The sequence below is a fragment of the Alkalilimnicola ehrlichii genome, assembly GCF_003399765.1.
In the GTDB taxonomy this organism is placed as follows: Bacteria; Pseudomonadota; Gammaproteobacteria; order Nitrococcales; family AK92; genus AK92.
Map to the genome: position 1 here is coordinate 46,435 of NZ_NFZV01000026.1, position 12,377 is coordinate 58,811.

The following is a 12,377-nucleotide window of genomic DNA, read 5'->3' on the forward strand; positions in this document are numbered from 1 at the left end:
AGAAACGTTATAACATTACATTTACCAGCTCGTTTGTACAGGTGTGAGGTTGTTTCAGCATGAGCGCATTGCCCGTTACCGTTTTGTCCGGCTTTCTAGGCGCCGGGAAAACCACGCTGCTCAATCATGTGCTGCATAACCGCGAAGGCCGCCGGGTGGCCGTTATCGTTAACGATATGTCCGAGGTTAATATCGACGCGGCACAGCTCCGCGACGGCGGTGCAGCGCTATCGCGGGCCGACGAGAAGTTGGTGGAAATGAGCAACGGCTGCATTTGCTGCACCTTGCGCGAAGATTTGCTGGTGGAAGTCAATCGGCTGGCCAAAGAAGGCCGCTTTGACTACTTGCTGATCGAATCGACCGGCATTTCCGAGCCGCTTCCGGTCGCCGAAACCTTTACTTTCCGCGACGAAGACGGCCAAAGCTTGGCCGATGTTGCTCGCCTCGACACCATGGTCACCGTGGTCGATGCTTACAACTTTCTGCGCGACTATGCCTCCGTCGATCAGCTGCACGAGCGAGGCGAGTCGCTGGGGGAGGAAGACCAGCGCACGGTGGTCGATCTACTGGTCGATCAGGTGGAATTCGCCGACGTACTGGTGCTGAACAAGACCGACCTTGTCAGCGCTGCCGACCTGGAGCGCCTGGAAGGTATTCTGCGCAGTTTGAACCGTAGTGCGCGCATTGTGCACAGCGAATTCGGGCGCGTCCCTTGCCACGAGATACTCGACACCGGCTTGTTCGACTTTGACAAGGCGGCGCAGGCGCCGGGCTGGCTCGCTAGCCTGCGCGGCGAAGAGCAGTCGGAGAGCGACGAGTACAATATCCGTAACTTCGTTTACCGCGCCCGACGCCCGTTTCATCCGCGGCGTTTCTGGGAGTTGGTGCAGTCGGAATGGCCGGGTGTGATCCGCTCCAAGGGCCACTTCTGGTTGGCCAGTCGGCCGGAATACGTTGGCGATTGGTCGCAGGCCGGGGCTGCCGCTCGGCACGGCTTGGCCGGTATCTGGTGGGCGGCGGTCAATCCGAAAGATTGGCCGGAAGAGCCCGAGGTCCTGGCATTGATCCGCTCCCGGTGGGAAGAGCCATACGGCGATCGGCAGCAGGAGCTGGTTCTGATCGGCATCGACATGGACGAGGCAGCTCTGCGCGCCCGTTTCGACGCTTGCTTGTTGAGCGACGAAGAGATGGCCGCAGGCCCCGCTGCATGGCGCGATTACGACGACCCTTTCCCCCGCTGGTTGACAGCGGCCGACGCGGAGGCGACGGCATGAACGATAACATCTCGTCGCCTATCGAAAACCAAGAAGAACTCCTCGCCGAACCGGCCGAGGAGTACATGTCCAAGCGCCAGTTGGACTTCTTCAAGCGCTTATTGACTGCGCAGCGGGAGGAGCTTTCCCGCAGCGCGGAGGAGACGCTAAGTCATTTGCGCGAGCGCACCGCGCTGCCGGACGAGGTCGACCGAGCGCAGGATGAAGAAGAACACGCGCTGGAGCTTCGGGTGCGGGACCGCGAGCGTAAGCTGCTGCGTAAGATCGACGAGGCGCTGCTGCGCATCGAACGAGGCGAGTACGGCTGGTGCGCCGAAACGGGCGAACCCATCGGTTTAGCGCGCTTGCTGGCCAGGCCGACTGCCACCCTGAGCCTGGAAGGGCAGGAGCGGAAAGAAGTGCGAGAGCGAATGTTCGACCATTAGTACCGCCATTATCGCCCTAGCCTTTCGGAGAGCGCGCTCAAGCCGCCGGCTCCTGCGTCGATATCATCACTATATTGCGCGCGAATAACTACGATTTGCAGGTGATGGATATGCAAGAGAAAGGGGCTACTCCGGCGAAGGGAGGCCGGTGGCGAACAGTGTCGCCACTGACCCTAGGTTTGGGTGGGCTGCACGCACTAACCGGTTCGATGCTGATACTAGCCACAGAAGGCGCGCTACGTGTCGCAGCGACGGTTCTGCTAGTGGGCGGTATCGGTTTGTTGGTCTGGCAGCTGCGGCGCGACGAGGCCGGTGGCGGCTCGCAAGCCGTCTTGGCGGTATTAGAGGCCGGTAGCCGCGAGGAAGGCGATGTTTCTCGGCGCGTGCCGGCAGTCGGCGGCGGTTTGCAGCAAGAAGTGGCGCGGTTGTACAACCGTTTTATTGATCGTCTCGCTGCCTCTTTCGAGATCCTGCAAAGGCAAAGTATCATCGTCTCATTGGCGGCTACGCGATCCCGCGCGGCTAACGATAAAGCCCAGGGCTTGGCCGTCAAGCAAGAAGAATTCTCCGATCTTATCTTTCGCTCCAGTAATGAAACGTCAACAGCGGTGGAGGAACTATCCCGCCGCACGAGCAGCATTACCGAAATCAACTCGCGTAATCTCGCCCTGGCCAAAGAAAGCGAACAGGAGTTATCGCATATTGCCGTCGAGGTGGGGGGCGTGGTCGGGCATCTGGAGACCCTCAACCAAACCGTAGGACGGTTACAGACCACCTCGGAAGACATCCGGGAGCTGTTGGCAACGGTCCAAGGCTTTGCGGCACAAACCAATATGTTGGCGTTGAATGCCGCCATCGAAGCGGCTCGCGCCGGCGAACAAGGGCGCGGGTTCGCCGTTGTCGCCGACGAGGTCCGCAATCTCGCGTCGAAGGTCGGCGGCGCGGCCGATCAGATCGGTACGCTGGTCGAAGAGATGACGACGGCCGTGGCGCTAACCGCGGAAGGCACCGAGGAGATGAAGGCGGGGGCGGCTCGCCACCGCTTGCAGATTGGTGCGACCTCGGAGAAGTTCTCCAGCATGGTGGCGGATTTCACCTCGACGCATGACGATCTTCTATTAGTCGGTGCGGCGATTGAAGAGTTAACCGTTACCAACCGCGAGATTTACAACCGCAGTACCGAGATCCGGAGTCTTGGTCGAAAAATCCGGGAAGAGATGGAAAGCTCGGTTGCCAATAGCCATGAGCTGCGCGATGCGGCTGAACGGGCGCTGGGCAAATTAGCCGATTTTCGTTTCGGCAGCGGAGCGCTCGAAGGGGTGCTAAACACGCTTGCCGAGCGAGGCGAGGTGCTGACGCGGGAGATCGAACGCTTGCTTAACGACGGCGTGGACATGTTCGATCGGAACTACGTTCCGGTACCGAACACCGACCCGCAAAAGTATGAAGTCAGCTACGCTAACCGCTTTCGAGAGCGTTGTCAGGCATTAGTCGACGATTGGCGTCGCGGTGTCGAAGGAACGCTTTTCTGCCTACCCGTCGATCACTACGGTTTCGTTCCGATCCACATCAGCGAGTTGTCGCAACCGATGACAGGCGATCCGCAGGTCGATGCCGTGAGGAGTCGCCATATGCGTTTTTTCCTGGTCACCGAAGATGATCGGCGCCGTTTGCAAGAACCTAAACCGTTCCGGCTGTCGTCCTTTATGCGTCCAACCGGCGAAATGGCCGTGATGGTACAAACCCCGATTTTCGTTCGCGGCAAGCATTGGGGCGCGCTTTTCCTGGGCCTGGAGCCGAAGCTGTTCGGCATATGACGCGCAACGGCCTAGAGACGACGTCCATTTCATTCGCTAGAATAGATCAAGCCAGGTTCAGCAAGACCTGGCTTTAATCGACCCGCCAAGCGATTTCAAAATCAGAAAAGGAGCTTCTATGAGAGCGTCTATTTGGCGGGCGTTGTGGTTTGTCGCGTTGCTGTTGCTCATTATGGGATGCGGTGGCGACAGCGATTCGAATGGCGGCTCGCCGGGCCGCGACGACTCCGATAACGATCCTTCCGTCGGTAGCGAATTTTATACCGCAGGCCCCTTCGGCGCTTCGAGCTTAAGGGATGGCGCACACACCTTTTATTACCCCCGCACCTTGGGCACCGACGGTATTCGGCATCCGGTCGTGTTGTGGGGTAACGGTACAGGAACGTCGCCCTCGTCGTACGGACCTTTGTTGAGACTGTGGGCTTCGCACGGCTTTGTCGTCGCAGCCGCTAATACCGCGAGCGCCGGTAGCGGCGAGGAAATGTTGGCTGGGCTCGATCGTTTAATTCAACTAAAGGACGATCCCGACAGCCTATTTTATCAAGCGGTCGATACCGCTCGGGTGGCGGCTTCCGGCCACTCGCAAGGTGGGTTAGGGGCGTTGGCGGCGGGGCGGAGCGAGCGGGTAACGACAGTGATGCCGATTCAAGGCGCTTTGACTTTCACTCGCGGCATCACCGGTTCAGCGTTTTTCCTAGCAGGCGAGAACGATACCATCATCAGCGCTAGTGGCGTTCGGCGGGCTTATGAAGCCAATACCGGCATTCCGGCAGCCTATGGTTCGCTTCGGCGCGCCGGGCATATGGAGCCGAGTTACACCGGCGGCGGTTATCGCGGCCCGACAACCGCTTGGTTGCGTTGGCAGTTACTCGACGACCCGAATGCCGAGGCCTGGTTTGTCGGGGAAAATTGCGTCTTATGCGCTTCGCCGGACTGGGTTTACGAGGCAAATGCCTTACTTAATGAGTAGTGCGGCCTCTTAAAAATCAATCGGGCGCGGTTCTCGATACGGCGGTGCTCGGTGGGGTTCGCACGACCTATAAATCCGGGCTATGCTGACCGAACCCGCGAAAGGCGACCTTCTGAGCGGTGGGGGATTGAGGACAATACTAACGTGAAAAAAATAATGCTCTTTCTGGCCTTACTGGTGCTGCCAGCGTCTGTAGCGGCGGAAGTCGTTCGGGCGTATCCGGCCGCTTATGAGGTCATACGCTATGTTAACGAACAGCGCGAAGTGCTGGTTAGCGGCGAGGTGCTATTGCAGCGAGGGCGTACGGTGCGCGTTGAGCAGCATTCGCCGGTTGATACGGATGCCGATATTCAAGCGGCCCGAGTTAACCTAAGCTTTACCACTCGTCCAGAGGAGGGCGATACGGCCGGGTGTGGATCGACAGCGCCGTTGAACTGGCGCTTAATAAAGGTATGCGTCGAATCGGCTTAGATAACGGCGGCAATAATTTCATTGCCGGCGAAAACGTTGTGCGTATACGTTTTGACAGCAGCAGTTTGCAAAGCATCGGGAATCCGGCACCCATCGAAGTCGATCATCGCGCTGACGGCGCTCGTTACCAATTGACACTGATGTTCGTTGACGATGGGGCTCGCTAATCGCTTCGCCTTTTTATTCTTTTAAGGACACGATACGGTCAGTAATGCGCTGCAACACCGACGACAGGATGGCAGCCGAGAGCCCGAGCATCAAAACGCCGTTAACGGCTTCGAGCGGCCCGAGCAGTTTCCAGTAACCTGTCATGACGATGTCGCCATAACCCAAGGTGGAGAAGTTGACGGCGGAATGATATACAGCATTCCGGAACGACTCGAAATTATCGGAAAAGAGAAAGAGCGTCGCCCAAATAACGATTTGCAGGAAGCTGGCGGCGAATAGGATTAAGACGGCGGTCGCCAAAATTCCGATGCCGCCCAGGAAACTATGCGGAAAGCGCGCGAGCAGGCTTGGCATACAGCGCAGAACAATAGCCGCCGCATAGACTTGTATCACCAGGGTTATCAGAAAACCGACGATCGCGGCCAGGAGTACTTCCGTCATTGTTACGCCCCTTCGTTCGGCGACCGTAAATCTTTCTCTTCCAGTTGGCGTTCCACTGGACGACAAACAATAGGCAACTTGTGCGGGAGATCGTAGGCGTGTCGCGAACGATACCGGTTTTGTTAGGCGTGGCGGCGATGTTGGGTTTAGTGGCTGCTTGCGAGCGGGGGCCTGAGCCGGCCGCATCGGCGTCTTCCGAAGCGACCCCGTTATGGAGCGAATCCGGCGTTGAAGATACCCCCGTCTCGAAGACCTGCGTGCGCGCACTCCTCCGGAATTGGGCTGGGAGCCAGGTTCGACGCCGTGGAGCGAGCCGCGGATGAACCTCACGGTTGAGTCGGAGGCTGAGCAGCCGGAAACGTTGCTGCTTGCCTATGCTCAAGCCGAAGCCGAGCGCGGTGCTTTAGGGCGCGACGTCTGGGAGCGTAGCTTACGGCTTTGGCATGCTGATGCCGAACGGGCCATCGGCGTGGTGGCCAGTTGGGGGATGAAGGACGACGCCATCGCCGGCCGCGATATCAAGCTCCACTTGCAGCAGGTAGAGGGACGCTGGCAAGTCGAAGACGTGTTTGAACGTTACCACTGTCGTCGCGGGGTGAGTGACGACGGACTGTGTTTGTGATTCTCGCCCGCGCACGGCGTGCGCCTTGTCCTGGCCCGACCGCTAGTTGTCCTGTCTCACGTGGCTGGTTGCCACCGGTGCGGCATCGTTGCCCCAACTTTGGCGGATATAGGTCGCTACTGCTGCGATCTCCGCGTCGCTCAAATCATTGAACGGCGGCATGCCGAATGGCCGTGGGTTGCCCTCGGTGCTGGGCGGATAGCCGCCGTAACGAATCGTGTTGACGAGATTAGTCGGATCGGCCATGAGTACCGTTCGATTGCCGGCGAGGGCGGCGGCCGCCTCGGTGCCTCGCCCCTGCCGCCCGTGACAGTCTTTGCAGCTACGGTCGTAGACCTGGCGACCGACATCCAGCATGGTGTCCACCCGCGCTTGGGACAATCGCAAGGGGCGTCGACGAGGTTCGATATCGGTGTCCGGCAGCGAGCGTAGATAGCTGACCATGGCATGAATGTCGTCGTCGCTAAGGTGTTGCAGGCTGTCGTACACGATGTCTGCCATAGGGCCGAGGACGGCCGCATCGCCGGCTTTGCCGTGCTGGAGCAGGGCAGCGCTCTTTTCTTGCGACCACGTTTGCAGGCCGGCCTCCCTGCTGGAGAAGAAAGAAGGGGCATACCAGCCCTGGACGTAATCGCCGGCAATGTTTTGGCCGCTGCGCGTGGCGCCGAAGCGATTGCGTTCGGCGTGGCAGGCCATGCAATGGCCGAGCCCTTCCACCAAGTATGCGCCGCGGTTCCATACGGCATCGTGTTGCGGGTTGGCCTCATAGGTTCCAGGCGTAAAGAACAGCGCTTGCCAAACGGCTAACAGTGAGCGGCGGGAGGCCAGCGACCCCAAGCGATGATCGGGCAACTCCTGTTCGACTGCCGGCACGGACTGTAGATAAGCATAGATGGCGTCGACGTCCTCGCGCCGGGCGCGGGTGAAGCTGGGATAGGGCAGGCGGGATAGAGACGTTGCCCGTCGGGGCGGCGGCCGTTATGCAGCGCTTCCCATAAGTCGTCGGCGCTCCAGCGGCCGATGCCGGTATTGGGGGCGGGGGTTATGTTCGGCGTAATAAAGGTGCCGAAAGGGCTGCCCAACCGATGTCCGCCAGCATACGACTTACCGCCTTTAGCCGTATGACAACTGGCGCAGTTCCCGACCTGGGCTAAATACTGGCCGCGTACCACGAGGTCATCGCCGGCGCTGACTAACGAAACAACGCAGAGTAACGTGATAAACAAGCTCAGGCGTAACATCGGCATCGGCCTCATGAAGCGTACTCCGGTCGGGGGACGCTGCCGCATTCCATGGGGAGTTCGGCGGCCGGTTCGGGATCTGCCGAGCTATCCTCGGGTACCGGCAGGGCAGCTAGCCAGCGGGCTACCGCTTGAATGTCGCGTGGGCTCATGGCTTGCGCTATCTCTTGCATGCAGTCCGGCTCGGCGGCTTGTCGGCGGCCGGTGCGCCAGGCACCCAATTGGGCGGAGATATAGTGGCTCGGTAATCCGAGCAGGCTGGGCGTATTAGGCTCGACGCCGGTCAGCCGTTCGCCGTGGCAGGCCTGACAGGAGGCGAGCCCGCGCTCGGGATCGCCGCGGAAGACGAGTTCTTCGCCGCGTTCGCGCAGGGCGGCGTCGGCAGCCGGCTCTGCCGGTGGCGTTTGGGCCTCGTCCAAGCGGGAGAAGTATTCCGCCATTTCCCACAGATACTCCGGCGAAAGGTTGTTGACCATGTGCTCCATCGGTGCGTGGTGACGGCGCCCTTCCTGATAATTAATCAGCTGATTGAATAGATAACCGGCTGGTTTGCCGTGGAGCCTGGGCACATAACCGGATTGAAGATCGATCGCGCTGGCGTCGTGGCAGGCTATACAGGGCTGGACGCGTTGCTGCATCGAATCTAGCCGGGGCTGCTGAGCATGGGCCGAGCTTTGACTGAACGCGAAAAGACCCGCAGCGCTCAAGGCGGTGAGAAAGCGTTTGAGGCCGGCGTTCGTAGCGAAGAACTTGGTGTTCATGATGCCTTGTCGTATCTCCTACCGCCTAGCGCTGAGCGCCCAAGCTTAATAGCCCTTACGCCCAGCGACAAGTTGTTGCAGCCTTAGAGGCGCTTTCGGAATGGGATTGCTAGGGTGCCTCGTGCTATGTCGCCGGGTTATCCTCGTGGTTCCCGTCAGTGAAGGAGTGACCGGTGGATAAACAATTCTGGCTGGACAAATGGCACAAGGGCGAGATCGGCTTTCACGAAGGTCAGCCCAACAGCTTGCTCGAACAGCACTGGTCGACGCTCGGCGTGGCCGCCGGCAGCGCTGTCCTTGTGCCCTTGTGCGGTAAAGCCCAGGATCTACGCTGGCTGGCCGAGCAAGGCTTGCGAGTGATTGGCATTGAGCTGGCGCAAACAGCGATCGAGGCATTCTTTGCCGAACAGGGATGGGTGCCGGAGCGTGACGAGCAGGGCCCTTATCAACGCTACCGCGCCGGCGGTGTCGAGCTTTACTGCGGCGATATTTTCGACCTACCGGCTCTAGCGCTGGATGAGGTCGGTGTTGTCTATGATCGTGCTGCGCTAATTGCCTTCCCGCCCGAGCTGCGGCGGTCTTATGCTGCTATGTTGCAGGAGGCTTTGCCGGAGTTGAAGCAGCTGTTTCTTATCACCTTAGAGTATCCGCAAGCCGAGATGAGCGGCCCGCCGTTTTCGGTTGCCGAAGACGAAATACGCACCCTCTACGGTGCCCAGTTTGGCATAGAACAACTGGCGCATGCGGAGCCGGAGCGCCGTTTCCGGCAAACCACCCTGAGCTATCTCACAGAGTCGGCTTGGTGGTTAAAGAAATAGCGACACGAACGGATTGCCTACGACGGTCAATGTGCCTTAGCCAGAACGCTTATGAATTATCCGGCTTGCCCCCATAACCGCGAGCAAGCGGCACGCTTATGGTGTAAGGAGGCAAGGCAATGGCGAAAGGCAATGAACGGTGGCTGGAGCAATCCGAATGGGTGCTGCCGTTGCAACGTGTCGGCGAGTATATGGTCGCCAATGCCGACCAGTTTAATCAGTGGCAACATGAATGGCTGTGTGCCTGTAGCGACTTCGCGTTTAAGCAAATGCGAAATGCCCTCGATATTCGAGACGTAGAGAGCTTGCAGCGCTATTGGCAGAAGCAAGAAGCGGATATGCGCCAGTTCAGCGAGCGAGTCATGGCGCTTAACCGCGATCATTTGCCCGGTTTGAGCGAGACGGCAAGCAAGCCTGAAACGTTGCCTCAGTCCGGTGCCGAGCGTCGGGGCGACGGTCAGGCTAAGAAAGCCGCGACGCAACCGGAACTCGGTGCCTTGGAAGCAAAATTGGACGACTTTAGTCCCGAGGATATACAGGCTTTGTATGAGTACGAGCAGGCGCACCAAAACCGCGAATCGGTAAAAGCCGCTTTACAGCGGCATATGCCGCGTTAATAACTTCTCGTTAAGGTGGGTGCAGGTTATCGACGTTAGCTGAGTTCGATAGCCTGTGCCGGCACGGTTAGTGCCGAGTATTGTCCTGGCTGGTTGGAGGCTTTTGGCGCACATTGGTTTTCCCTTCGTTCAGGGCGCCCAATGCGTTCCGGAACACATCCGGGTCCTCCAGAATGGAGGAAAATGCGGTATCGATGATGTGCTGAAGGCGAGCAAGGCTGGCGCGCAGTTCGATTTCGCCGTCAACTTCATCCAACTCCAGTTCCACCTTATCGATATGTGCGTCGAGTCCGACGTGTACGTCGAGCAACTGAGCGAGGCGTACCTTAAGCGAAAGCTGAGCCTTGAGAGAGTCTACGCCCAGTTTGAGGCCATTAACTTTTAGTTTAGAGACGTCGATTAATACGTCGGGCTTATGAAGCGGCGGTTCCGGTTCGCGCTGGCTCTCCTGTTTTGTTTCCGCTTCCAAGGCCTGCCGGTTGAGGCCTTTCCGCTGGGCTTTTTGTGCTTCGGTGCCCCGAATACGCGCTCCCGAACGTTCTTTACCGCTTTCTTGATCTGTTGGCATGGGTAACCTCCTGAGTATTTTTCTTAGGGCTGCTACAGCTCAAGAAGGTTGGGGCGTTATGGCAAACGGGCAAAGCCCCACGCCACTGGAACGCCGGCGGGCACCTGGACCGGAGCTCCTGAGGCGTTTAGCCGATTCATTATTAGGAGGGCGAGTGGCACCGTTTCATAATCTTTTGAGGGGCTTTCTTCTTAAGCCAGCCCTCGCTTCCGGCAATAACGGCCGCTTGCCGTGCCGTTTCACCCGGTCGCCGAACAAATTGGTCAGGATCTGCTCCGTAAGCTAGCAGAGTTTCGGCCCAGCCCTCATGGTCACGTAAGACCGCCGTATATAAGGCGGTAAAACCGTCGGCCCCTTCAGCATTTGGATTGGCGCCTGCTTCCAAGAGTTCGATTGCGACACGTGCGTGCTCATTACAGTCAGCCTCCAACGCAATAGAGCTATGAATAGCTGCTCCGAGATAGGTGGTTGACTCCATAACACCATCTGCATCGACACCTAATGCTAGCAATGCCGAAACTGTTTTCCAGTCCCCCAGCATAATGGCTAATGCAGTTGGCGTTAGTTCATATTGATTCTTCTGGTCAAGATCAAAACCGCAGTGGTGCAGCTCTTCCATAGCGGAGCTTAGTTTTAGCTCGGCCGCTATATGCGCAATGCCACCGATTTGTGATTGTTGTATGCTTGGATCAATTAGCTGGCAATCATTGAGAATGTCTCTATCTTCTGATAGCAGGTATGTGGCTACTTTATCGAAGCCAGAGTACAAATATCTTTTGTCTTCTTCGGCAGAAGCCGGAGAGATCAGCAAAAATAGGCTAAAAAAGTCTGGATTAGATAGCTCATAAAGGGATTCTTTTTCATACAGATCCCAGTTGAAGGTTGATTCCATGCCCCGAGCATCCTGTAGCGCCGAAATTGTTTCATTAACATAGTCATCCATTATCTTGACGCTCTGAAAGCGGGTCTCCCGAAGGCTGGGTAATAATGTGCGTGCCGCGCGAATCATCTGTTCGTACGACTTGCTTTGGTAGACTTCAACAATACGGCCATGAACCTTTAGATACGAGTCGAAGACCGATCTTCGGCCAATCGCGGCGGATTGAGATAAAGAATTCCAATTATGGCTGCCGCGTGCAAGCTCATCCGCCATTCGCGATTGGCGCTCTCCTTGATCTCCCGAAATTTTGTTTTCTGCGACAGCTTGCGCAATCTCTGCATGTTCTCCGTCTATGCCGAATAACCTCAGCTGTCTAGCTTTGTATTCTTCCATACTCTCGAGTGCCGCGTAGTCGGAACGCACGAGATTGCGGTGCATTACTTGGACATGACCCACGAACTCCTCAAGCACTTGGAGGTCTGTCATGTTGGTAACTGGCATACTCTCGTCGGCCTTTGCACGATTCGCTTGCTCAATACGTTGATCAAGAGTCTCTTGCCGTGCACGAATATCCGCTAGACGGTCTTGAACATTGTCGGTTAGTTGGACCATGACGTGGCTAGCAATATGTTGAGACTCATCCATGCGTGAGATGTACTTGTTAACGGTTTCGTTCTTGGCCACATCTCCAGTTTTGCCGACAAGGTCTCCATAGCGAATGTGCGTAATAGTGCGTTGCGGAGCGCGCACTGTCGCGCGTCCGCTAGGTGTGAAACCCATTGCTGTTTCTACCGCGGGTAGCCCAAGGCTAACTAAGCCAAATCGCACACTAAGGATATCCCGTCTTTCCGCATCATCAAGTAGTGCCCGCTCCATTTCTAGACCGCGTTTGGCGGCTGTACTGATAGGTTGGAGCGATCCAAGTCGATTTTTGCTATATGCGTCTTGGTAAACAGCCGCGATGAGCGCACGTTCTTTTTGGGATAGAGGGGGGACGCCGACTCCTTCTATCCAGGCTATATCCGCTAGTTTTACTGGCTGCAAGGACGGCGGCACACTCACCCGCTCGGGCTGATTACTGCCCGGCACCTCGTAGCTCACCGGGCCGTTGAAGGTGACACCCTGATCGGCTTTGAGCGTCACGGTGTTGCCAAACAGACGCACCGTGCCGTCGGCTTTGACGCTAAAACCGGCGCCGCTTTGCTCGACGGTGATATCGCCGCCGCCGCGGCCGGTCAGGCGAATGTTCCGGGCCGCTTGAATGGTGACGTTGCCGTTGTGGCTGCGCACGGTCATGCCGTCCG

15 protein-coding genes are annotated in these 12,377 nt (G+C 57.8%); 9 read left to right on the plus strand and 6 right to left on the minus strand.

Annotation, left to right across the window (positions count from 1 at the left end):
- Nucleotides 1-59: 59 nt before the first annotated feature.
- The 6 genes from zigA to CAI21_RS23375 all read left to right on the plus strand — a co-directional run bounded on the left by zigA (nt 60) and on the right by CAI21_RS23375 (nt 5,124).
- Entirely contained in the window at nt 60-1,274 is a 1,215-nt protein-coding gene (gene zigA / locus CAI21_RS18705; RefSeq protein ID WP_116303692.1) for a zinc metallochaperone GTPase ZigA, read from the plus strand.
- A complete protein-coding gene (gene dksA / locus CAI21_RS18710; protein ID WP_116303693.1) occupies nt 1,271-1,699 on the plus strand; it encodes an RNA polymerase-binding protein DksA in 429 nt (142 codons plus the stop codon). The genes zigA and dksA overlap by 4 nt, the downstream gene beginning before the upstream one ends.
- A 158-nt stretch (nt 1,700-1,857) precedes the next feature.
- Nucleotides 1,858-3,516: a methyl-accepting chemotaxis protein gene (locus tag CAI21_RS18715; protein WP_181919533.1), complete on the plus strand. Its 1,659-nt coding sequence runs from the start codon at nt 1,858-1,860 to the stop codon at nt 3,514-3,516.
- 118 nt (nt 3,517-3,634) lie between these two features.
- Entirely contained in the window at nt 3,635-4,486 is an 852-nt protein-coding gene (locus CAI21_RS18720) for a poly(ethylene terephthalate) hydrolase family protein (RefSeq protein ID WP_116303695.1), read from the plus strand.
- A 144-nt stretch (nt 4,487-4,630) separates the two neighbouring features.
- Nucleotides 4,631-4,957: a hypothetical protein gene (locus tag CAI21_RS18725; protein WP_147305173.1), complete on the plus strand. Its 327-nt coding sequence runs from the start codon at nt 4,631-4,633 to the stop codon at nt 4,955-4,957.
- Nucleotides 4,939-5,124: a hypothetical protein gene (locus tag CAI21_RS23375; protein WP_116303697.1), complete on the plus strand. Its 186-nt coding sequence runs from the start codon at nt 4,939-4,941 to the stop codon at nt 5,122-5,124. The genes CAI21_RS18725 and CAI21_RS23375 overlap by 19 nt, the downstream gene beginning before the upstream one ends.
- A gap of 13 nt (nt 5,125-5,137) precedes the next feature.
- Here the strand turns inward: CAI21_RS23375 and CAI21_RS18735 are convergent, their stop codons facing one another.
- Nucleotides 5,138-5,566 (minus strand): ion channel, encoded by a 429-nt coding sequence (locus CAI21_RS18735; protein ID WP_220348834.1) that lies wholly within the window; start codon nt 5,564-5,566, stop codon nt 5,138-5,140.
- A gap of 319 nt (nt 5,567-5,885) precedes the next feature.
- On the opposite strand from CAI21_RS18735, the gene CAI21_RS18740 reads away from it, so the two are divergent.
- The gene (locus tag CAI21_RS18740) at nt 5,886-6,188 is read left to right on the plus strand and encodes a hypothetical protein (RefSeq protein ID WP_116303698.1); all 303 of its coding nucleotides are present in this window, start codon (nt 5,886-5,888) and stop codon (nt 6,186-6,188) included.
- 42 nt (nt 6,189-6,230) lie between these two features.
- Here the strand turns inward: CAI21_RS18740 and CAI21_RS18745 are convergent, their stop codons facing one another.
- From CAI21_RS18745 to CAI21_RS18750, 3 genes are read right to left on the minus strand one after another with little or no spacing between them, the layout of a single operon-like run.
- Nucleotides 6,231-7,061, minus strand: coding sequence for a c-type cytochrome (locus CAI21_RS18745; protein ID WP_220348837.1), 831 nt, complete (start codon nt 7,059-7,061; stop codon nt 6,231-6,233).
- Nucleotides 6,992-7,477: a c-type cytochrome gene (locus CAI21_RS26290; RefSeq protein ID WP_472974027.1), complete on the minus strand. Its 486-nt coding sequence runs from the start codon at nt 7,475-7,477 to the stop codon at nt 6,992-6,994. The genes CAI21_RS18745 and CAI21_RS26290 overlap by 70 nt, the downstream gene beginning before the upstream one ends.
- The gene (locus CAI21_RS18750; protein ID WP_116303699.1) at nt 7,441-8,190 is read right to left on the minus strand and encodes a c-type cytochrome; all 750 of its coding nucleotides are present in this window, start codon (nt 8,188-8,190) and stop codon (nt 7,441-7,443) included. The genes CAI21_RS26290 and CAI21_RS18750 overlap by 37 nt, the downstream gene beginning before the upstream one ends.
- Nucleotides 8,191-8,363: 173 nt before the next feature.
- Between CAI21_RS18750 and CAI21_RS18755 the strand changes: the two genes are divergently transcribed.
- On the plus strand, nt 8,364-9,008 hold the full coding sequence (locus CAI21_RS18755) for a thiopurine S-methyltransferase (protein WP_116303700.1): 645 nt from the start codon (nt 8,364-8,366) through the stop codon (nt 9,006-9,008).
- A gap of 119 nt (nt 9,009-9,127) precedes the next feature.
- Nucleotides 9,128-9,625, plus strand: a complete 498-nt coding sequence (locus CAI21_RS18760) for a hypothetical protein (protein ID WP_116303701.1) — start codon at nt 9,128-9,130, stop codon at nt 9,623-9,625.
- A 67-nt stretch (nt 9,626-9,692) separates the two neighbouring features.
- Here CAI21_RS18760 and CAI21_RS18765 read toward each other — a convergent pair whose 3' ends face one another.
- Nucleotides 9,693-10,193, minus strand: coding sequence for a hypothetical protein (locus tag CAI21_RS18765; RefSeq protein WP_116303702.1), 501 nt, complete (start codon nt 10,191-10,193; stop codon nt 9,693-9,695).
- Nucleotides 10,194-10,335: 142 nt separating this feature from the next.
- Nucleotides 10,336-12,377: ankyrin repeat domain-containing protein (locus CAI21_RS23380; RefSeq protein ID WP_181919534.1), on the minus strand; the 2,042-nt coding region annotated here is incomplete at its 5' end.

What these genes read in the sequence shown, in the direction of transcription:
- zigA (WP_116303692.1), top strand. Translation starts at nt 60, where the DNA reads ATGAGCGCATTGCCCGTTACCGTTTTGTCCGGCTTTCTAGGCGCCGGG.
- dksA (WP_116303693.1), top strand. Translation starts at nt 1,271, where the DNA reads ATGAACGATAACATCTCGTCGCCTATCGAAAACCAAGAAGAACTCCTC.
- CAI21_RS18720 (WP_116303695.1), top strand. Translation starts at nt 3,635, where the DNA reads ATGAGAGCGTCTATTTGGCGGGCGTTGTGGTTTGTCGCGTTGCTGTTG.
- CAI21_RS23375 (WP_116303697.1), top strand. Translation starts at nt 4,939, where the DNA reads ATGCGTCGAATCGGCTTAGATAACGGCGGCAATAATTTCATTGCCGGC.
- CAI21_RS18735 (WP_220348834.1), bottom strand. Translation starts at nt 5,566, where the DNA reads ATGACGGAAGTACTCCTGGCCGCGATCGTCGGTTTTCTGATAACCCTG.
- CAI21_RS18740 (WP_116303698.1), top strand. Translation starts at nt 5,886, where the DNA reads ATGAACCTCACGGTTGAGTCGGAGGCTGAGCAGCCGGAAACGTTGCTG.
- CAI21_RS26290 (WP_472974027.1), bottom strand. Translation starts at nt 7,477, where the DNA reads ATGCGGCAGCGTCCCCCGACCGGAGTACGCTTCATGAGGCCGATGCCG.
- CAI21_RS18750 (WP_116303699.1), bottom strand. Translation starts at nt 8,190, where the DNA reads ATGAACACCAAGTTCTTCGCTACGAACGCCGGCCTCAAACGCTTTCTC.
- CAI21_RS18760 (WP_116303701.1), top strand. Translation starts at nt 9,128, where the DNA reads ATGGCGAAAGGCAATGAACGGTGGCTGGAGCAATCCGAATGGGTGCTG.
- CAI21_RS18765 (WP_116303702.1), bottom strand. Translation starts at nt 10,193, where the DNA reads ATGCCAACAGATCAAGAAAGCGGTAAAGAACGTTCGGGAGCGCGTATT.